The 20,295-nt window shown below is 68.9% G+C and carries 21 protein-coding genes; 4 read left to right on the forward strand and 17 right to left on the reverse strand.

Annotation, left to right across the window (positions count from 1 at the left end):
• Positions 1-26: 26 nt before the first annotated feature.
• The 17 genes from AC5P5V_RS09765 to AC5P5V_RS09845 form a co-directional block, all read right to left on the reverse strand.
• Positions 27-2,381, reverse strand: coding sequence for an MMPL family transporter (locus tag AC5P5V_RS09765; protein WP_231352395.1), 2,355 nt, complete (start codon positions 2,379-2,381; stop codon positions 27-29).
• Positions 2,374-3,003 carry a LolA family protein gene (locus AC5P5V_RS09770; RefSeq protein WP_061480635.1) on the reverse strand — a complete coding sequence of 210 codons (630 nt, stop codon included), beginning with the start codon at positions 3,001-3,003 and terminating at the stop codon, positions 2,374-2,376. Before AC5P5V_RS09770 ends, AC5P5V_RS09765 begins: the two co-directional genes overlap by 8 nt.
• Complete coding sequence (locus tag AC5P5V_RS09775) at positions 3,000-3,431, reverse strand: acyl-CoA thioesterase (RefSeq protein ID WP_134968937.1); 432 nt, start codon at positions 3,429-3,431, stop codon at positions 3,000-3,002. Before AC5P5V_RS09775 ends, AC5P5V_RS09770 begins: the two co-directional genes overlap by 4 nt.
• The gene (locus AC5P5V_RS09780; protein WP_134968936.1) at positions 3,418-4,968 is read right to left on the reverse strand and encodes an HAL/PAL/TAL family ammonia-lyase; all 1,551 of its coding nucleotides are present in this window, start codon (positions 4,966-4,968) and stop codon (positions 3,418-3,420) included. Before AC5P5V_RS09780 ends, AC5P5V_RS09775 begins: the two co-directional genes overlap by 14 nt.
• A complete protein-coding gene (locus AC5P5V_RS09785; RefSeq protein ID WP_061480637.1) occupies positions 4,958-5,899 on the reverse strand; it encodes a lysophospholipid acyltransferase family protein in 942 nt (313 codons plus the stop codon). Before AC5P5V_RS09785 ends, AC5P5V_RS09780 begins: the two co-directional genes overlap by 11 nt.
• 1 nt (position 5,900) lies before the next feature.
• Positions 5,901-6,671 (reverse strand): glycosyltransferase family 2 protein, encoded by a 771-nt coding sequence (locus tag AC5P5V_RS09790; RefSeq protein WP_061480638.1) that lies wholly within the window; start codon positions 6,669-6,671, stop codon positions 5,901-5,903.
• Positions 6,661-8,346: an ApeI family dehydratase gene (locus AC5P5V_RS09795; RefSeq protein WP_231352396.1), complete on the reverse strand. Its 1,686-nt coding sequence runs from the start codon at positions 8,344-8,346 to the stop codon at positions 6,661-6,663. Before AC5P5V_RS09795 ends, AC5P5V_RS09790 begins: the two co-directional genes overlap by 11 nt.
• On the reverse strand, positions 8,339-8,890 hold the full coding sequence (locus tag AC5P5V_RS09800) for a COG4648 family protein (RefSeq protein ID WP_049416044.1): 552 nt from the start codon (positions 8,888-8,890) through the stop codon (positions 8,339-8,341). Before AC5P5V_RS09800 ends, AC5P5V_RS09795 begins: the two co-directional genes overlap by 8 nt.
• A gap of 22 nt (positions 8,891-8,912) precedes the next feature.
• A complete protein-coding gene (locus AC5P5V_RS09805) occupies positions 8,913-9,170 on the reverse strand; it encodes an acyl carrier protein (RefSeq protein WP_005411609.1) in 258 nt (85 codons plus the stop codon).
• A 17-nt stretch (positions 9,171-9,187) separates the two neighbouring features.
• On the reverse strand, positions 9,188-9,445 hold the full coding sequence (locus AC5P5V_RS09810) for a phosphopantetheine-binding protein (RefSeq protein ID WP_005411610.1): 258 nt from the start codon (positions 9,443-9,445) through the stop codon (positions 9,188-9,190).
• Positions 9,432-10,229 (reverse strand): lysophospholipid acyltransferase family protein, encoded by a 798-nt coding sequence (locus tag AC5P5V_RS09815; RefSeq protein WP_061480640.1) that lies wholly within the window; start codon positions 10,227-10,229, stop codon positions 9,432-9,434. The genes AC5P5V_RS09810 and AC5P5V_RS09815 overlap by 14 nt, the downstream gene beginning before the upstream one ends.
• Positions 10,222-10,965: a beta-ketoacyl synthase chain length factor gene (locus AC5P5V_RS09820; RefSeq protein WP_231352397.1), complete on the reverse strand. Its 744-nt coding sequence runs from the start codon at positions 10,963-10,965 to the stop codon at positions 10,222-10,224. The genes AC5P5V_RS09815 and AC5P5V_RS09820 overlap by 8 nt, the downstream gene beginning before the upstream one ends.
• A gap of 215 nt (positions 10,966-11,180) precedes the next feature.
• Positions 11,181-12,194: a cytochrome d ubiquinol oxidase subunit II gene (gene cydB / locus AC5P5V_RS09825; RefSeq protein ID WP_134969411.1), complete on the reverse strand. Its 1,014-nt coding sequence runs from the start codon at positions 12,192-12,194 to the stop codon at positions 11,181-11,183.
• A 1-nt stretch (position 12,195) separates the two neighbouring features.
• A complete protein-coding gene (locus AC5P5V_RS09830) occupies positions 12,196-13,593 on the reverse strand; it encodes a cytochrome ubiquinol oxidase subunit I (protein ID WP_111201091.1) in 1,398 nt (465 codons plus the stop codon).
• A gap of 212 nt (positions 13,594-13,805) precedes the next feature.
• The gene (locus AC5P5V_RS09835; protein ID WP_134969410.1) at positions 13,806-14,021 is read right to left on the reverse strand and encodes a hypothetical protein; all 216 of its coding nucleotides are present in this window, start codon (positions 14,019-14,021) and stop codon (positions 13,806-13,808) included.
• Entirely contained in the window at positions 14,018-14,671 is a 654-nt protein-coding gene (locus AC5P5V_RS09840) for an RNA polymerase sigma factor (protein ID WP_088496996.1), read from the reverse strand. Before AC5P5V_RS09840 ends, AC5P5V_RS09835 begins: the two co-directional genes overlap by 4 nt.
• Before the next feature lie 37 nt (positions 14,672-14,708).
• A complete protein-coding gene (locus tag AC5P5V_RS09845) occupies positions 14,709-15,038 on the reverse strand; it encodes a hypothetical protein (protein ID WP_134969422.1) in 330 nt (109 codons plus the stop codon).
• Between the two features lie 167 nt (positions 15,039-15,205).
• Between AC5P5V_RS09845 and AC5P5V_RS09850 the strand changes: the two genes are divergently transcribed.
• From AC5P5V_RS09850 to AC5P5V_RS09865, 4 genes are all read left to right on the forward strand, one after another.
• Positions 15,206-17,575 (forward strand): S9 family peptidase, encoded by a 2,370-nt coding sequence (locus tag AC5P5V_RS09850; protein ID WP_134969423.1) that lies wholly within the window; start codon positions 15,206-15,208, stop codon positions 17,573-17,575.
• Entirely contained in the window at positions 17,572-17,991 is a 420-nt protein-coding gene (locus AC5P5V_RS09855; protein WP_061480546.1) for an NUDIX hydrolase, read from the forward strand. The genes AC5P5V_RS09850 and AC5P5V_RS09855 overlap by 4 nt, the downstream gene beginning before the upstream one ends.
• 30 nt (positions 17,992-18,021) lie before the next feature.
• A complete protein-coding gene (locus tag AC5P5V_RS09860; protein WP_134969425.1) occupies positions 18,022-18,582 on the forward strand; it encodes a hypothetical protein in 561 nt (186 codons plus the stop codon).
• A gap of 70 nt (positions 18,583-18,652) precedes the next feature.
• Positions 18,653-20,266 carry a hypothetical protein gene (locus tag AC5P5V_RS09865; protein WP_134972533.1) on the forward strand — a complete coding sequence of 538 codons (1,614 nt, stop codon included), beginning with the start codon at positions 18,653-18,655 and terminating at the stop codon, positions 20,264-20,266.
• The last annotated feature ends 29 nt before the right edge of the window (positions 20,267-20,295 follow it).

Genomic DNA, 20,295 nt, shown 5'->3' on the forward strand with positions numbered 1-20,295 from the left:
GGAAAGAAGGAAGTCGGAAAACAGGCTCAGGCCGGCGGCAGATCGTGCGGCGGCGGACGGAACAGCGGCGAGATCAGCCAGACCAGGCCGATGCCGAACAGCAGGGTCAGGCCGAACGCGCGCAACGCCGGGGTCTGCGACAGGCCCAGCAAGCCGAACGACAGCCAGGTGCTGGCCGCGCCCACGCACACGGCCAGCCAGGCACTGGCGTCGCCGCGGTGCTCGATCAGGAAAATGCCGTAGTCGATGCCCATGCCCAGCAGCAGCATCAGTGCCAGCACGTTGAACAGCTGCAGCGGCTGGCCGAACAGGCCCAGCAGGCCCAAGGTCAATGCGCCGGCAATCAGGGTCGGCGCGAACACGCGCCAGGCCTGGCGGCGGTAGCGCAGCCACAGCGCGGTGAACACCAGCACGATGCCGACCAGCAGCAGCCCGCCCATCAGCTTGCGGTAGTGGCCCAGCAGCTGCGAGAAGTCGGCGGTGCGATCCACCCAGCGCACACCGGGCAGGCCCTCGGCCGCGCCGCGCAGGGTGGTCAGCGCGTCGGCGCGCGACAGGTCATCGACCATCACCACGCTGATCATCTGCCCGCCGACCTGGCCCACCCACAGGTGCCGGAACGGCTGCGAGGCCGGCGAGGCCAGGAACGCTTCGGCGGTGAGTGGCGCGTCAGCGAACGGCGGTCGCTGCAGTGGCTCTCCCACGGCCTCGGACACGGCCGCAAGCACACCCGGTTCAACCTTCGCGGTCAGCGCCGCATCGGCCTGCTGGCGCGACGGCGACGGCAGCCAATCGCTGATCGCGCGATAGCCCCCAATGCGCTTCTGGTTGGCCAGTACGCGCAGGCGTTCGGTCAACGCTTCCTCACGCTGCAGCAGCTGCGCCGCGTCGGTGCCCTGTACCAGGTAGAACTGTGCCGGGCTGGGCATGCCCAGCAGCTGGCTCAAGCGGATCTGCTGCGCCATCAGCGCGGGCGGCGACGATTGCAGGCTGCGCAGGTCGTCGTTGCTGTGCAGGCGGGCGATGCCGATTGCAGCCAGTGCCAGCGTGATCACCACGAACACCGTCAGCGGGCGGCGGCCATGCAGGCGCGGGAAGCGCTCCAGCGTGTTGCCCAGCCACTGCGAGAAACGGGTCTGGCGGATCTCGCCGCCATCCAGCCACGGGAACCAGAAAATCACCGTAAGGAAGGCGGCGGCCAGGCCGACCACCGAGAACAATGCCATCTGGCGCAGGCCCGGGAACGGGGCCAGGCCCAGTGCCAGGTAGGCCAGCGCGCTGGTCAGCAGGGCCAGCCACAGGCCGGGCAGCAGGTGCCGCAGCAGTTTCCAGCGACGATCAGCCGGTTCGGCCTGGCGCGAAGCGAACCAGTGGATGCCGTAGTCCTCGGCCACGCCCACCAGCGACGCACCAAACACCAGGGTCAGCACATGCACCTTGCCAAACACCAGCACGGTCACCGCCAGCGCCACGCCACAGCCGATCAGCAGTGAGGCGGCAACCAGCAGGATCGGTCGCAGCGAACGGAACGCCAGCCACACCAGCAGCAGCACCGCGGCCAGCGAGCCCCAGCCGATCGTGTTGATCTCCTGGTTGGCCTGCACCGCCGCCGCTTCGGCGTGCAGCGGCACACCCGCATGCAGGATTTCCAGTTCTGGCGCCGCCGCCCTCGCGGCCAGCCCGGCACGTTCCAGCAGGCCGTCGAGATGGCGCTCGCCGTCAAGCTGGAACGCCGACCCCGGCGTATCGAACTGCAGTACGGCCCAATGCCTGCCCTCGGCTTCGAGCAGGCCGTCATCGCCCAGCCGCAACCCCGACCCCTGCGCCTGCTGCTGCCACCATTGCGGCCACAGCGACAGCGGGTCTTGCCGCCAGTCGGTCAGGCGCGGGGCGCCCATCGGGCCGTACAGCGCAGCCAACGCCTGCTCGGCCAACGCGCCCGGTTCGCTGCCCTGCAGCTGCTCGCGCTGGGCCGGGGTCAGCAGGCGGTCGCGGTACGGTGCGTAGAACGCGCGCGCCTCGTCGAACCAGCCTTCGATCGAACCGCTGGGCACCAGCAACGCGCTGTCGGCATCCGCCGCCATCGCCGCAGCGAACGCCGCCTGTGCGCGCTTGGCGGCGGCGCCATCCTTGCTGCCCAGCAGCACCACCACCTGGCGCGAGCTGCCGTCGGCGATGCGCCGGGTGACGTCACTCAACAGGCGGTCATGCGCGTCCTGCGGCAGCAGGGCGAGGATGTCGGTGTCGATCCGCGACTGCTGGCTCCACAGGCGCCATTGCTGCGCCCCCAACACCAGCAGGAGCACCAGCCAGGCGATGCCCAGCCAGTGCCACCAGCGCCGCAACCGGTCCGGCCCGTTCGATGCTGCCCCCTCACTCAAAGCGGCGCGCCTCGTCGGCGGTGAGCGTGGCCGGCGCTTCGCTCAGTGCACTGAACTGGATCTGCGTGCGGTCCTTGTTGGCCTCGACGATCTCGACCTGGCGCACGTAGCGGTCACCTTGCAGGGTCAGCGACTGGAACGCCTTGGCCAGCATCGCCGACTTCGGCGTCAGCCGCAGCCGCCAGCCCTGCCCTTCACGGCTGGCCGCCACGTTGAACTGGCCGGACAGCGCCTGCACGTCGCCACTCATCAGCGCGAACATGATCGCGTTCACCGAACGCATCGCCGGCTGCTGCCGCGCATCGAGCTCGACACGGGTGCTGCCATCGCGCTGGCGGCTGAGGATGCGGTCGGCGGTGACCACCACTTCGGAGGGGAACGGCTTGAGCGTGGTCCAGATCACGCCATGCTGGCGCGCGACCACGAACTGGCCCTGCGAGCGCAGCGGGTTCTTGAAGCCGCTGACCTGCTTTTCCTGGCTGAACTGGCCACGCAGCACGTCCGGCCGCGCCACCGCCTGGGTGATCACATCAATGGCGGCGTCGGCCGCCTGCACCTGCGGCGCGGCAATGAACATCAGCGCGCACAGAAGCACGCTCGAAAGGCGGACAAGGGTGTTCACGGTGCAGGCACTCCCAGGCGTTCCCACAGTACCGGCGGGCACTGGTACAGCATTTCCCTGCTGGTCGCGTCCACCGCGACCTGGATGGTCATCGCACGGGTCAGCACCTGGCCGCTTTCCACATCAAGGATCTCGTACTCGATCTTCAGCCGGTTCTCCCATTCCACGATGCGCGCAATCACGCGCAGCGCCTGGTTGAACAGCAGCGGGCGCACGTACTTCACCCGCGCATCGACCACCGGCCACAGGTAGCCCGATTCGAGCATCTGCGGGTAGTCGTAGTCGTAGCGCCCAAGCAGCGCGCAGCGCGCGATCTCGAAGTACTTGAAGTAGTTGCCATGCCAGACCACGTTCATCGGATCGCAGTCATGGAAGGCGGGGGTCAACGCAATTTCGCCAACCCGTTCAATAGCCTCATTCACCGGCATACAGCTCCCAACGTTGCGCGCGGATCTCCACCAGCAGTTCCCGCAGTTCGCGATCCAGCGCGCGGTCTTCTTCAACCAGGGCGATGCGCTGCCCCAGGTCGGCGTACATGCCGGCCAGACTGCCATGCAGCTGCGCGTTCAGGCCAACCCGTTCGCGCAGCGCCAGGCCCTGGCGGGCGGCGATCAGCATCGCGGCCACCACCTGTTCAGTCAGCTCGATCACGCGCAGGCAGTCGCGCGCGGCGATGGTGCCCATGCTGACCTTGTCCTGGTTGTGGCACTCGGTGGAGCGCGAAAACACGCTGGCCGGCAGTGTCTGCTTCAGCGCTTCGGCCGTCCAGGCCGACACGCTGATCTGCAGCGCCTTCAGGCCGTGGTTGATGGCCGCGCGCGGGCCGGTGGCCGCCGACAGGTTGGCCGGCAGGCCATGGTTGTAGCGGGCATCGACCACCAGCGCCAGCTGCCGGTCGAGCAGGTCGGCCACGTTGGCCACGGTGTTCTTCAGGGTGTCCATCGCCAGCGCGATGTGGCCGCCGTAGAAGTGGCCGCCATGCAGGATGCGCTCGCCGTCGGCATCGATCAGCGGATTGTCGTTGGCGCTGTTCAGTTCGGTTTCGATCAGCTGGCGCAGGAACGGCAGGCTGTCCTCCAGCACGCCGATCACGTGTGGCGCGCAGCGCAGCGAATAGCGGTCCTGCAGGCGCTGTTCATTGCGTGGCGGACGCTCGCTGTGCAGGTCGCTGCGCAGGCGCGCGGCGATGCGGCCCTGGCCCGGGTGCGGCTTGGCCGCGAACAGGGTTTCGTCGAAGTGGTGCGCGTTGCCGTCGCTGGCCAGCACGTTGAACGCGGTCAGGCGCGTGGCCATGCGCGCCAGGTAGTCGGCGCGCTGCCAGGCCAGGCAGGCCAGGCCGGTCATCACGGCGGTGCCGTTCATGATCGCCAGGCCTTCCTTCGGCCGCAGCTTCAGCGGGGTCATGCCGATCTTCGCCAGCACCTCGGCCGCCGGCTGCACGCGGCCATCGTGCAGCACCTCGCGCTCGCCACACAGCACCGCCGCCACGTAGGACAGCGGGGTCAGGTCGCCGCTAGCACCGACCGAGCCTTCGGCCGGAATCATCGGCAGCACATCGTGCTGCAGCAGCGTGGCCAGGCCTTCCAGCAGCGGCACGCTGACACCGGACATGCCGCGCACCAGCGATGCCAGGCGCGCGGCCAGCACCGCACGGGTCTCGACCGGGTCCAGGTAGCGGCCCAGGCCGCAGCCATGGTAGGTGTACAGGTGGTGCGGCAGTTCAGCCACCAGCGCCGGCGGGATGTTCACCGTGCACGAATCGCCATAGCCGGTGGTCACACCGTAGATCACGCCATCCTCGCGCAGCAGGCGGTCAAGGAAGTCGGCACCGCGCTGGATGTGTGCGCGGAACGCCGGCGCGTCGCTCAGTGCGGCCTGGCACTGGCGCTGGGCCAGGGCAACCACGTCTTCGATGGTCAACGGTGCATCGCCAAAGCGGCACACGGGTACGGCGTCAGTCGTCATGCGGAGCCTGATCCCAGAAGGGGAAGAAATTGAACCAGTCCAACGGGGACTGGATGACCTGGAGTTCCAGCCAGCGCGCGAAGCGCTGTGCCTGTTCGGCAAGTGCCGCGTCGCGCGAGCCACGCGGCAGCACGATGCGTTCGGCGAACTGTTCAAAAGCCACGCGATAGCCCTCGCCCTGGTGCAGGCAGGCCATGGTGTAGACCGGGCAGCCCAGCGCCGCAGCCAGCACGTAAGCGCCGATAGGGAACGGTGCGCGGTGGCCGAGGAAATCGGCGGTGACGCTGCGACCGCCCTGCACCGGCGTGCGGTCGCCGACGATGGCGACGAAGCCCCCCGCCGCCACGCGCTCGGCCAGCATCACCGCTGTGGCCGGCCCCATTCCGGTCACCTGCACCAGCTCCACCGCCGCCAGCGGGTCCAGCCGCTGCAGCAGGCGGTTGAAGCGCTGCGCATGCGCGGTGTGCACCAGCACGGTGATGCGGAACCCCGGCACCTGTTCGGCCAGCACCTGGCACAGTTCCAGGCAGCCGATGTGCGCGGTGAGGATCAGACCGCCTTCGCGGCGCGCGATCTTCTGCAGCACCAGGTCGCGGTGCAGGTGGATACGGTTGGCCGGGTAGCGCCCGCCCAGGCCGAGGATCTTGTCCAGCATCGTGTCGGCGAAGGCGAAGAAGTGGCGCAGGCTGTCGCGCCGGGTTGGCGCGCGGCCGAGCACGCCGCTGTATGCCTGCAGCCGCTGCAGGTACTGCATCGAGGCCTGTCGCCCCACACGGTTACCCAGCCAATGGCAGGCCACCACCGGCCACGCGCACAGGCGGAATGGCCAGCGCCCGAACCAGCGGTGCACCCAGCACAGGAACAGCACGCCGGCCACCGACGTCGATTCGCCGATGTCGGCCCAGTGCGGGGCGTCCTGCGCGGTCGCCATTTCAGCGCTGCCCCTGCAGGCGGCGCCACAGCAGCCGCGGTGCGCGCCAGAGCATGCCGAAGAACAGGCGGGTGTGCATGCGGCTGATGCGCACGTTGTCGCGCCACACATCGAAGTGCGACACGCCATCGGCGGGATAGGTCACGCGCGTGGCCAGGTGCTCGACCGGCAGCTGGCGCCAGTACAGGCGCACCATCACTTCAGTATCGAAATCCATGCGCCGGCCGATGGTCTCTTCACCGATCAGGCGCAGCACCGGTGGCAGGGGATACACCCGGAAGCCGCACATGGTGTCGCGCAGGTGCAGCGACAGCGTGTTGATCCAGACCCAGACGTGGGTGGCGTAGCGGCCATACAGGCGTGCCTTGGGAACACTGGCGTCGTAGGCCGGAATGCCGCAGATCACCGCGTCGGGATGCACACGCGCGGCCTCGATGAAGCGTGGCAGGTCAGCGGTATCGTGCTGGCCGTCTGCGTCGATCTGCAGCACGTGGCTGTAGCCACGCGCGCCGGCTTCAACAAAACCGGCCAGCATCGCCCCACCCTTGCCCTGGTTGGCGTCCAGGCGCAGCAGGTCGACGCCCTGGCGCTGTGCCAGCGTGCGCAGCACCGCCGCGCACGCCTCATGCGAACCATCGTCGACCAGCAGGCAAGGCAGGCCAGCGGCCTGCACACCGTCGACCACCGCCACGATGGCGTGCTCGTGGTCGTAGACGGGAATCACCACCAGTGGCGCAAACGCGGCACCGGCAACGGCCGGGTCAGTCCGCATCGGCGAAAACCACCTTGCCGCTGGCATGCACACCGTGGCTGGAGGTATAGCGGAAGGCGAGCACGTTGCGTGCGGCATCCCAGTCCAGCTGCAGGGTCAACTCATCGCCGGGGCGGGCCACGTGCTGGAACTTCACCGCGTCCATGCGCAGGAACACGCGCGGCATCGCAAATGCCTGGCGACCGAAACGCATCGCCCAGTCCAACTGCGCCACACCGGGCAGGATCGCCGCCTGCGGGAAGTGGCCCTGGAACGGTCGCAGCGCCGGGTCGAGGGTCATGCGCAGCGTGGCGCTGGCGGCGTCGCGGCGGTCCCAGACCGGCACCGGCATCAGTGGCTGGAACAGCGCCGCCAATGCCGCCTGGGTCACCTTGCCCTGCGCGTTGATCGGCAACGCCTGCACCAGGCGCCAACGGCGCGGCCGGGTCACCGCGTCATGCGCATGCGCCAGGCGCGCGCCCAGGCGTTGGCCGAGCGCACGGCGCGCGGCGTCGCCGCCCTCCAGCAGCGCCGGATCGGCCGGAACCACCACGGCGGCCAACTGCTCGCGCTGCCCGGGCAGCACCAGCACGCGCACGTCATCCACTTCGGTGTCTTCGCGCAGCGCGCGTTCCAGTGCATCCAGCGAGACGCGGCGCTCTTCGATCTTGACGATGCGGTCGGCGCGGCCCAGCAGCCGGAAACGGCCATCGGCCAAGGCTTCCACGCGGTCCTGGGTGCGCCACCAGCCGGGAGTTTCCAGATGCGCCGAGGCCACCGCCAGGCAGCCGTCGTCGATCCGCCATTGCACACCCGGCAGCGGCTGCCACGGCGGCAGGTCGGTGTCCCAGCGGCGCCAGGCGATACCGCCGGTCTCGCTGCTGCCATAGACCTCGGTCGGCGCCACGCCCAACCACTGCCGCACCTGTCGCGCCGCGTCCTCCGGCAGCGGGCCACCGGAGGAGAACACCGCGCGCAGGCGGCCATGCAGGCTGGCCCAGTCGAGCTGCTCGGGCAGGCGCTTGAGATGGGCCGGCGTCGCCACCAGCACCGTGTCGGTACCGGCCAGCGCACCCACCAGGTCTTCGTGGAAGAACCGGCGCGGATGGATCAGGCGGCCGGCGGCCAGCGGCCACAGCACCCGGAACAGCAGCCCGTAGATGTGCTGGTGGGACACCGTGCCGTGCACCTGCGCGCCCTCCAGCTGCGCGCCGAACGCGGCCTGCAGCGCTTCCACCTCGCGCGCCAGCTGGTCCAGGCGCTTGCCGATCGCACTGGGCTGGCCGGTGCTGCCGGAGGTGAACACGCACAGCTCGCAGGCGCGCTCGTCCAGCGCCTGCAGTTCGTCGTCCAGTGCCGCGTCCAGCGCCGCCAGCGGGCGGTAGTCGGCCGGCACGTCGCCCGCGAAACCGCTCACCTGCGGCTGCAGCGCCTGCAGCGTGGCCGGCAGGTTGTCAGCAGCCAGGAACACCCGCTTGCCGGCATGCCAGGCGCCGAACAGCGCCGCAGCGAAGGCCACGGCGTCATCGAAATACAGGGCCCAGTCGCGGCCTTCGGCCGCCGCAAAGGCGGCGCGCCAGCCCAGCACGCGCTGGCGGAAGCAGGCGTGGTCAACCATGTCTCCGTCGCACAGGCCGACGCTGCGCTGCGGCCGCGCCTCCAGCAGCAGCCGGTCCAGGGCAATCCACTCAGCCATGCGCGTGTGCCGCCTTCACCCGCCGCCGCACCAGCCACTCACCTGCGAACAACACGCCCATCATCACGTACGCCAACAGTCCGTTGTAGAGCATCCAGGCCCGGTCCGACGCGTACAGCGCGGTCAGCAGGGCCAGGCTGCCGTTGAGAACGAAGAAGCCGCACCACACCTGGGTGACGCGGCGGGTATAGGCCACCGCGAACGGGGGCAGGTCCGGCTCCTGCAGCCGCGCCAGGCGCTCCACCAACGGCGGCCCGAAGCGCAGGCTGGTGCCGAACACCGCCAGCATCACCGCATTGACCAGCGCCGGATATAGCTTCAGCGGCAGGGCCTGGTTGAGCACGGTGGCCAGCACCGCCAGCAGGCCGGTGCCGGCGGCGGCGGCCCACCACAACGGCTGGCGAGTGCTCAGCGCACGCAGCAGGGCCAGGGTGAACAGCAGCAGCGACAGCCAGCGCGGCTCGAAGCGGCCCATCGCCAGGTACACCAGCAGCGGGTAGGCAAGCGAAATCGCTGCCACCACGACGGTACGTGCGCGAGCCATGGCGAAGCCGCCGGCGCTGCGGTCAGGCGGCTGCCTGGTCCGGCAGCAGTCCATGCACGACATCAACGATGTCCTGCACGGTGCGCACGGCCTTGAACGCTTCCGGCTGCAGGTTGCGGCCGAGCAGTGGCTTGAGCTGCACGATCAGGTCGACCGCATCGATGCTGTCGATGTCCAGGTCGTCATACAGGCGGGCCTCGGGGGTGATCCGGGCGGTTTCAATCTCGAAGCTGTCGGTCAGGATGCTGACGATGCGTTCGAACAGTTCATTCTTGGTCATGGCTATTCCTGGCGCCGTTACGACTGGCGGGCGGCGACGAACTCGCCGAGCGCGCGCACGCTGGAGAAATGGCGACGGGTTTCTTCCGAATCGGCCGAGAGGCTGACACCGTACTTCTTCTGCAGCGCCAGGCCCAGCTCCAGCGCGTCGATCGAATCCAGGCCCAGGCCCTCGACGAACAGCGGCGCGGTCGGATCGATGTCCTCCGGCGTGATGTCCTCCAGCGAAAGGGAGGAAATGATCAATTCCTTGATCTCGTGCTCAAGTGCTTGCACGGGGCGGATCTCCAGACAGGTCGAAATAACGAGAAAGGTGCTCGGTGACGCGGCGGGCTGCCAAGGCATCCCCCCTTGGCGAGTCGTCATCGGCCAGGAAGGGCGCGATCGGGATATCTTCGCCGATCTGCAGCCGAACGTGAAAGCGACGTGAGGGGACACGATACCACTTCTGTCCCTTGGTCAACGTGGGCGGGGTGCAGGTGATCCGCACCGGGGTGATGTCCAGCCGGCCGCGGACGGCGATGTTGGCGGCCCCGCGCTGCAGCCGCGGCGGCTGGCCCGGCACGCTGCGGGTGCCTTCGGGGAAGATCACCAGGGTGCCGCCGGCGCGCACCGCCGCCACGCAGTCATCGACCAGGCCAGCGCCATCGTCATTGGAGATGTAGCCGGCCGCCCGCACCGGACCGCGCATGAACGGGTTGCGGGCCACGGCGCGTTTCACCACGCAATCGGCGTTGGGCAGCAGCGAGATCAGGCAGACCACGTCGATCAGGGTCGGGTGATTGGCCAGAACCAGCAAACCGTCGCGCTGCAGGCGTTCACCGCCCTCGATCTGGTAGGTCATCACCCCCAGCGCGCGCATCAGGCGCAGATGGCTGGCAAAGGCAACCTGAACCACGCGGCGCGCCCGGCGGCGACGGACCACCGGGTCGCGCATCAGCAGCAGCACCGGCATCACCAGCACGCCCAGCAACAGGCCACCCATGCCGAATGCGGCAAAGCTCAGGCCGGTGCCGAGCACCCGCCAGGCATGATCGAGACGGCGCAGCGCCTCAGCCACGGCGCCCCCAGCGCCAGCGCTGGCCTTGGGCCACGTGCTCCAGCGCCGGCGCACCGGACAGCAGGAAGCGGTGCAGGTCCAGCGCGTGCGGCAGCGCGCCCGGGGCGGTGGCAGTGGCCTCCGGCGCCGCCTCCCACTGCAGGGAGAGGGTCGGCTGGCCCGGCATCGGCGCCGTCAAACGCCAACACCAGGCAAAGAACGGGTCGGGTTCGTCGGCGAACGTCGCGTAAATCTCGGGAAGGCGCGACTCATACACCACCACCCGCACTTCGCGGGCGCCATCGGCGAGCAAACCGGCCGCTTCCAGGCAGGCGGTCTCGACCGTGGCCTGGCCGGCGGCCAGCGCCAGGTAGTTGCCACGGTGGCCGCGCGCGATCGAGTACAACGCAGCGATCGCGTTGTGCACCGACAGGCCGAACCCCGTCGGTGACAAGGGCTGATCGTTGGACAGCGCCCCCAGCAGCTCCATCGAACGGGCCACGTCGCCGTGGCGGCTGGCGAACACCAGCGGGACCTGGCTGTCTGCCCCCTGCCCCTCCTCGCACCAGCAGGCGGCCTGGATCGCCATCCGGCCCAGCCGCTCGATGCGCCGGCGCTGCATTGCCGGGATCTCGGCCAGCGCCGGCGTGTCCTCGCCAACCGGCGGATACGGCGCATCGGCCCAGCCCAGCCACTGGCTACGCTCGCTCAGGCCGGGCGCCCAGGCAGCCCAGTCGACGATGGAGAATTCGATCATTTAGCGAAGGTGGTTCAACGGGAGAACGATAGGCACGAGCCATTACGGCGACGCGCGGCGGCCCCCCAGTCCTGCAGCCGTGCGTCCGTCCAGGACGTCGCCGGCTGCCCCCCTGGCTGCCGGAAAGGAGCGCACGCTAGCACGTCCTGCACGGGGTGTGCAGGTTTCACATTCCCCAACACGGGAGCCGGCACCGGCGGCCCCGCTTCAAACGATCAGTGGTAACCGGTATCGGCGTGCACCTTGCCACGGAACACCCGGTACGACCACGCCGTATAACCGAGGATGACCGGCAGCAGAATGACCAGGCCAACCAAGGTAAAGCCCAGCGAGGAGGCCGGCGCGGCGGCCTGCCACAGGGTCATCGACGGTGGCAGCAGGTAGGGCCACATGCCGAGTACCAGGCCGAGGAAGCCGAGCACGAACAGGGCCAGGCTGAGCACGAACGGCGGCAGGTCGTGGCGCGGGTGGGTGGCACTGCGCCACAGCGCGGCGGCTACCGCGAGGGTCAGCAGCGGCACCGGCGACAGCCACCAGAAGTTGCCGTCGCTGAACCAGCGATCCATCAACCGCGAGTCGAGGAACGGCAGCCAGCTGCTGACCAGGCCCATCGCCGCGATCACCGCCACCACCAGCGGCCGGGTCATCTGCCGCGCCAGCGCCTGCACGCGCCCTTCGGTCTTCAGGATCAGCCAGGTGCTGCCCAGTAACGCATAGCCGGCCACCAGCGCGGCACCGGTCAGCATCGCGAACGGGCTGAACCAGGCGAACGGCCCGCCCTGATAGACACCGTCCACCAGCGGGATGCCCTGCACCAGCGTGCCCAGGATCACGCCCTGGGCGAACGTCGCCAGCAGCGAACCGAGGCCGAACGCCACGCTCCACAGCCGGCGTGACCGATGTGCCTTGAAGCGGAATTCAAAGGCCACGCCACGGAACACCAGCGCCACCACCAGCACCAGCACCGGCAGGTACAGCGCCGACAACAGCACCGCATAGGCCTTGGGGAAGGCCGCCAGCAGGCCGGCACCCCCCAGCACCAGCCAGGTCTCGTTGCCGTCCCAGATCGGCGCGGCGGTGTTCATCATCAGGTCCAGCTGCTCCTCGTCCTCGGCGAAGGGGGCGAGGATGCCGATGCCAAGCACGAAGCCGTCCAGCACCACGTACATCAGCACGCCGAAGCCGATCACCGCGAACCACGCCACCGGCAGCCAGGTCATCAGGTCCATGTCAGCGCTCCTCCAGCGGTTCGTCGGCTGCCGACAGCGGGCGCGCCGGGGTGTGGCTGCCGTGGTCCAGCGACGGCCCTTCGGCGTAGGGCTGCGGTCCGTGGCGCAGGATCTTCACCAGGTACCAGATGCCCCAGCCGAACACGAAGGCGTAGCCGACCACGTAGACGCCCAGCGACAGCGCGGTCATCCACGCGCTCTGCGGGCCGACCGCATCGGCGGTGCGCAGCAGGCCATACACCACCCACGGCTGGCGTCCCATCTCGGTGACGAACCACCCCGACAGCAGCGCGATGAAACCGCTAGGCAGCATCCAGTTCCAGCCGCGCAGCAGCCATGGCGAATCGAGCAGCTTGTTGCGCCACAGCTGGAAGGCCGACACCCAGGCCAGCAGCAGCATCAGCGTGCCCAGCCCGACCATGATGCGGAAGGCAAAGAACACCGGCGTCACCGGCGGCCGCTCGCTGGCCGGTACCGAGGTCAGCGGGTCGAAGGTGCCGTCCAGGCTGTGGGTCAGGATCACGCTGCCCAGCTTCGGGATGGCCACTTCGAAATCGTTGCGCTCCTCCTTCTCGTTGGGCAGCGCGAACACCACCAGCGGTACGCCCTCGCCTTCCCGGGTCTCATGCCAATGCGCCTCCACCGCCGCGATCTTCATCGGCTGGTGCTTGAGCGTGTTCAGGCCGTGCATGTCGCCGACGAAGATCTGCACCGGCACGGTCAGCGCAGCGAATGCCACGGCGGCGATCAGCATGCGCCGGCCCGCTTCCACGTGCGTGCCCTTGCGCAGGTACCACGCACCCACGCCACCAATCACGAAACAGGTGGTGATGAACGAGCCCAGCGCCATGTGCGCGAGGCGGTAGGGGAACGAGGGATTGAACACCACCTGCCACCAGTCCACCGGATGCACGATGCCGTTGACCATCTCGTAGCCGGCCGGCGTGTGCAGCCAGCTGTTGGACGACAGGATCCAGAACGTGGAGAACAGCGTGCCCAGCGCAACCATGCAGGTGGACAGGAAATGCAGGCGCGGCGAGACCCGGCCCCAGCCGAACATCATCACGCCGAGGAAGCTGGCTTCCAGGAAGAACGCGGTCAGCACCTCGTAGGTCAGCAGCGGGCCGATGACCGTGCCGGCCACCTCGCTCAGCCGCGGCCAGTTGGTACCGAACTGGAAGGCCATGACGATGCCGCTGACCACGCCCATGCCGAACGACACCGCGAAGATCTTCTGCCAGAAGAAGTACAGCTCGCGCCACACGGGCAGCCTCGTGCGCAGCCAGCGCCATTCGATGAAGGCCAGCCAGCTGGCCGTACCGATGGTGAAGGCGGGGAACAGCACGTGGAAACTGATGACGAATCCGAACTGGATCCGGGACAACAACAACGCGTCCAAGGGACGCCTCCTGCCTGCGACCGGTGGGATACCGGACCACTTTAGGAGGATTTCGTTAAGACGGGATGCGACCGGGTGACGCGCTGCTTCACTTTGTCGCAGGGGTCAACCGTTCTGGTAGCTGCCAACCTTGGTTGGCACACACGCCCAACGCCGACCCAGGTCGGCCTCTACCCACCGCGATTGGAGCGGCCCCTTGCCCGGCGGGTGCCTCAGTGCCAGAAATACCAGGCCGCCGCAGCCAGCATGGCGCCAAACAACAGCACCTGCACCACCACATAACCCACGCCACCGTCGCGCGACTCAGCGGCAATGCGCTTCTGCAGCGCCTCGCTCACATCCGGCGTTTCTTCCTGCTGCGCGTGCTCACGCAACGCCTGTGCCAGCGCGCGCGCTTCCGCATCGCGAGGGTCGGTCGGTGGATTCACAGCAGCTCTCCGGCGGTGGCATGCCGCGTCAGTTCCTGCTTCAGGATCTGGCGCGCGCGGTGCAGATGGCTCTTGATGGTACCGCGCGCCAGCCCGGTCACCTGTTCGATCTCGGCCAGATCGAAATCCTCCAGGTAATGCAGGCCGACGATCAGGCGCTGCGGCGGACTCAGCCGTTCCAGTGCCGCGCCGAGCTGGCGCCCGGCCTGCAGCGCCTCGCTCAACTCGGCCGGCCCGGGGCCTTCGTCACCGATCCCCAGATCCTCCGGCACCTCCACCGCCACCATCCACTGCGCCTCCAGCCGCCGCCGGCGCAGGTGCTGCAGCGCCGTGGTGTAGGCGATCCGGGAAACCCAGGTGCGCAGCGAGCATTCAAAACGAAACCGATGCAGCTGGCGGAACACGGCAAGGAAAGTTTCCTGCAGCAGGTCGGCGACCTGGTCGCGGTCGCCCACCATGCGTCCGATCACATGCGCGCAGGTGCGCTGGTGTGTCTCCACCAGCTGCGCGAAGGCCGACTGCGAGCCATCGATGATGGCCCGCACCAGGGCCTGGTCCGCGTCCAGCGCTTTGGCGGGGGCTGCCGTCGCCGCCGTATCCTCGCGGCGACGGCCCCGCAGTGCCGACAGCGCTTCGCCGAGCAGGCTCATCTACGGGGCGCCCCCTGTGCCCGTGGCATGCGCCGGCTCAGCCCTTGCGTGCGCCGGGGCGGGTGAAGTGCCAGGCCAGCAGCTGGCCCAGGCCGGCACTGCCGACCAGCGCGGCAGCGGCACCAAAGGTCAGGTCACGCGCACCGATGGCCTCCAGCAGGGCCATGGCCAGGGCCAGGCAGACCAGGCTGATGCCCCAGCGCAGGGCGCCCTGGCGGCGGCGTTCTTCTTCCAGTACCGCCAGCGAGCGGATAACTTCCTCTGGCACGTGCGGAGCCACCAGCTTGCTGCGGGCGCGGGCATCGGCAATGGCATGAATCGCGTAGGCGATGCAGATGAAGAGGGTGATCGGGATCAGTTCCTGCATGGTCGGGCTCCTGTTCGGTGGATGATGCGGGTTCAGGAGAATGGATGCGCGACCACGGCAACCGGTTGCGCCACTTTGCCAATCCCGCTGCCATGACCTGTGGCCCCTGCCCCGGGCCGGGGCGGCTGCTACCCTTGGCCGGTTTCCTCTTCTGGTGCCGTCCGCCCATGTCCCGAGTGCTGCCCCTGTCCCTCCTGCTGTCGGCCGTGCTGGCCGCACCGGCTGCGCATGCCGCGCCGACGCCGATCACCATCGAACAGGCCATGGCCGACCCGGACTGGATCGGTCCGCCGGTAGAGAAGGCCTGGTGGTCGTGGAACAGCCAGCAGGTGGAGTACCAGCTCAAGCGCAACGGCAGCCCGGTGCGCGACACCTTCCGCCAGCCGGTGGCCGGCGGCGTGGCCGCGCAGGTGGCCGATGACCAGCGCGGCACCCTGGACGTGGCCGATCCGGTCTACGACCGCAGCCGCAGCCGCAGCGCCTTCGTGCGCAATGGCGATGTGTTCGTGCGCGACCTGCGCAGCGGCGCGCTGACCCAGCTGACCCGCAGCAACGAGCGCGCGGGCAACGTGAACTTTGCCGCGGACAACGGCGTGATCTGGCGCGTCGGCCAGAACTGGTTCCACTGGACCGCCGCCAGCGGCGTGCAGCAGGTGGCCAGCCTGAAGGCCGAGAAGGACCCGCGCACGCCGCCGAAGGCCGACGTGCTGCGCGACCAGCAGCTGCGCACGCTGGAAACCCTGCGCCGCGACCGCGAGCAGCGCGAGGCATTGAAGGACCAGGACCAGCGCTGGCGCCAGGCTGATCCGACCCGCGCACCGGGCCCGGTCTACCTGGGCGCCGACGTCGAGATCGGTGACAGCGTGCTGTCGCCGGACCTGACCCACCTGATCGTGGTGACCAAGCCGAAGGACTTCGACGACGGCCGCACCAGCAAGATGCCGCTGTACGTGACCGAGTCGGGCTACGAGGAAACCGAGGACACCCGCACCCGCGTCGGCCGCAACGGCTTCGAGCCACACACCCTGTGGTACGTGGATGTGCGCACCGGCAAGGCCGAGAAGGTCTCGCTGTCCGGCCTGCCGGGCATCAGCACCGACCCGCTGGCCGAACTGCGCCGCAAGGCCGGCAAGGATGCGCTGAAGGGCGAGCGCAGCGTGCAGGTGATGAGCGACTTCATGGGCGGCGGCATCCGCTGGAGCGCCGACGGCCAGCAGGCCGCGGTGATGCTGCGCGCCAACGACAACAAGGACCGCTGGATCATCAGCGTCAATGCTGCCGACGGCCGCGTGCAGAACCGCCACCGCCTGACCGACAACGCCTGGATCAACTGGGGCTTCAACGATTTCGGCTGGATGGCCGATGGCCGCACGCTGTGGCTGTTGTCCGAGGAATCGGGCTTCTCGCACCTGTACACCCAGGCCGGCACCGCCAAGCCGCAGGCGCTGACCAGCGGCAAGTGGGAAACCTCGGCGCCGGTGCCGTCGGCCGATGGCAAGGGTTTCTACTTCCTGTGCAACCAGCAGGCGCCGCATGACTACGAAGTCTGCACGGTCGACACCGGCAGCCGCCAGGTGCGCGAGCTGACCAGCCTCAACGGCGTGGAGGATTTCTCGCTGTCGCCCGACGGCCAGCAGCTACTGGTGCGCTACTCCGGCGCCTACCTGCCGCCGCAGCTGGCGGTACTGCCCAGTGCCGGTGGCCAGGCGCGCGTGCTGACCGACACCCGCACCGCCGACTACAAGGCACGCCAGTGGATCCAGCCGAAGCTGGTGGCAGTGCCGTCCAAGCATGGTGCCGGCGTGGTCTGGGCCAAGTACTACGAACCGGAAAACAAGGAACCGGGCCGCAAGTATCCGATCGTGATGTTCGTGCACGGCGCCGGCTACCTGCAGAACGTGCACCAGCGCTACCCGGCCTATTTCCGCGAGCAGATGTTCCACAACCTGCTGGTGCAGAAGGGCTACATCGTGCTGGACATGGACTACCGCGGCAGCGAGGGCTACGGCCGCGACTGGCGCACGGCCATCTACCGCAACATGGGCCACCCGGAACTGGAAGACTACAAGGACGGCCTGGACTGGCTGGTCGACACCCAGCAGGGTGACCGCGACCACGCCGGCATCTACGGCGGTTCCTATGGCGGCTTCATGACCTTCATGGCGCTGTTCCGTGCGCCGGGCACCTTCAAGGCCGGCGCCGCGCTGCGCCCGGTGGTGGATTGGCACAACTACAACCACGGCTACACCAGCAACATCCTCAACACCCCGGACATCGACCCGGAGGCGTACCGCGTGTCCTCGCCGATCGAGTACGCGCAGAACCTGCAGGACAACCTGCTGATCGCCCACGGCATGATGGATGACAACGTGTTCTTCCAGGACTCGGTGAACCTCACCCAGCGCCTGATCGAACTGCACAAGGACAACTGGTCGATCGCCCCATACCCGCTGGAACGCCACGGCTATGTGCGTGCCGATTCCTGGCTGGACCAGTACAAGCGCATCCTCAAGCTGTTCGAGCAGAACCTGAAGTGAGCGACGCCGCAGCCACGATCCGGATCGTGGCTGCGGTCATCCTGGATGACCGCGGCCGGGCGCTGGTGGTGCGCAAGCAGGGTGCGCGCCGCTTCATCCAACCCGGTGGCAAGCCCGAACCCGGCGAGGCGCCCCTGCAGGCGCTGGCCCGCGAGCTGGACGAGGAACTGGGCGTGCAGCTGCGCGCCGATGCCGCCATCGCGCTGGGCACGTTCGAGGACTGGGCGGTGAACGAGCCCGGCCACCGCGTGCAGGCACAGGCGTGGTGGGTGCAGGTGGACGGCACGCCGCAGGCGCGCGCCGAAATTGCCGAACTGGCCTGGGTGCCGCTGCAACCGCCGCATGGCCTGCCCTTGGCACCCTTGAGCGAACACCATATCCTGCCGGCCGTCGCCACCCGGGCGACGGCCCGCTGAGCAGGCGGGCGCCGACTGCAAGGACATCGGATGTCAATGTCGATCCCGTCGATCCCCTCGCCGCTTTCCCCGGCCTATCACGCCTGGGTGCGCCCGGTCGCACAGGCTTCGTTCTGGCTGTCACTGCTGCTGACGATCTACTTCGTGCTGCAGGGACTGGTGCTGTGGCCGCTGCAGAACCTCGCGCTGTGGCACCTGGTGGAAGGTGAAGTGCAGCTCCAGCAGATGCACAGCCTGGTCTGGCTGCTGGCGCACCCGGTGGCCGCGTCAATGATCGTCGCGCTGTTGTGCCTGGCCTCGACCGTGTCCAGTTGGGGCCTGCTGCGTGAACGTCGCTGGGGCCTGTGGAGCTTCGTGGTACTGCTGCTGCTGAGTGCCCTGACCAACTTCGCAGCCGCCTGGTGGCTGGACCTGTTCATGGGCGACTTCATTCCGTTGCTGGCCGATGACCCGGCCCTGCTGCAGGAACTGCAGCTGAAACGCTGGCTGATCACGCTGACCGTGGTCGGCATGTCGTTCGTGCTTCTCGGCCTGCAGGGCTGGCTGGCCTGGCGCCTGCTGCGCCCCGACGTGCGCGCGCGCTTCCACTGAGTTCTGCCGGGCGTGGGCCAAGGCCTCCGGCAGCGCCCGGCGTTTTGCCTTTGATCGTCAAGGAGACGACATGCTCTCATTCGCACCGTACCGCCACTGGCTGGCCTGGGCGTTGCTGCTGGCCACGCCGGTGGCCGCGGCACAGTCACCGCAATGCGGCCTGTTCAAGGCCGACGAAGGCAGCAGCACGCTGCGCGTCAGCTCATCCAACCGTGGCGAGCAGAAGCACTTCGGCAGCGCACCGACCCCGGTCGCGTTCCAGCAGATCGAAGGCAAGCTGCAGCTGGTGAATCTGGAATATGGCCTGCCCAGCGCGCTGCAGGTGCGCGACCGTGGCCGCACCCTCGAGGTGGACGGCACGGTCTACACCCTGCAGGCCCCTGCACAGTGCGCCGCAGCCGCCGCGCCGGCTGCGGGCAGCTGCCTGGCCGATGCGGCGGCCTGCCTGGACAACCGCCACGAGGCGACCCCCACCGCGCTGGCAGCGGCGTGCCGGGAAGGCGTGCCCGGGATGTGCCTGCAGCTGGCCGATCGCTGGCATGACGAGGCCAGGGCGCCGGCCACGCCGGATGAGGCGCAGCAACAGGCCATCCTCGATACCGCACTGGCCGGCATCGAACTGCCTGTGCCGTGCCGGAATGGCGGCTTCAGCAACGAGACACCGGCCTGTGCAGCGGCGCTGGAAGCGGATCCGGCGCTGCAGGAGCAGATCGTCAAGGCCGCGATGGGTGCGGCGATGGTCGAAGCGGTGAGCTCCGTGCTGTCACCCTCCACGCCGGTGGTGGTGCCGGCCGCGCAGCGCCAGCAGCTGTTGCAGTTGTGCCAGCAGGTCGGCCATGGCGGCTTCTGCAGCCGCGTGGCCGAGCTCTCGTGGGAATCCGGCGACCCCTTGCAGGCGGTGCAGGCACTGGCCACAGCGTGCGCGCCCGGCAATGACAGCGCCGCCTGTGAGCGCCTGCCTGCGTTGCAGGCGCTGGGCGCCTCGTTGCGGCCGCAGCCGGCTACGGCGCTGCCCTGCGGCACCTTCCGCGCCGCGGGTGGCCTGATGGATACGCTGGACTTCGGCGATGCAGGACGGGTCGGCATCGGCTGGGACAGCCAGCTGCGTGCCCGTGTCGAAGACGGCGACGTCCGCATCCGCCACGACAAGGGCGGCGACTTCGTGCTGCGGCCGTTGCCCGGCGGCCAGCTGCTGGGCCTGGACACGTGGACACGCTTCCAGGTGTTCGTGCCGACCGGCGAGGGCGCGAGCACCTGCAGCCCGCCGAAACACTACACGGTGCTACCGCTGCCGCAGGACTGCCCGCAGGCGCTGGCCAGCGGCGGTGCCGAAGCCTGCTGCGCGCAGGGCAAGCTGCAGGGCTGCAACATTCTTGGCAACCGTCTTGCGCTGTCCGGCCAGTGGCGACAGGCGGCAGAGCACTACACCACCGTGTGCCGTGCCGGCGTGCGCGAGGGCTGCGAGAACCTGGTCGCAGCGCAGGGCCGCAGCAGCGACGTCGACGCCCATGCGACGCTGGAGCGGCTGTGCGCCGCCGACCGCAGCGGGCGCCACGTCGCCTGCGATGTGCTGGACACCGGAAACTGGAGCGCCCTGGAGCTGGGTCGCGTCCTGCAGGAGGCGGTGGACGAAGCGACGGCCGAGGACGCTCCGGCGCCGCGCACTTCCAATCGCAAGCGCTGAGCCTGCCAGGGCCTGTCCGCAGCGTTGGC

It is taken from the genome of Stenotrophomonas sp. YJH_SMC_130 (assembly GCF_059369035.1).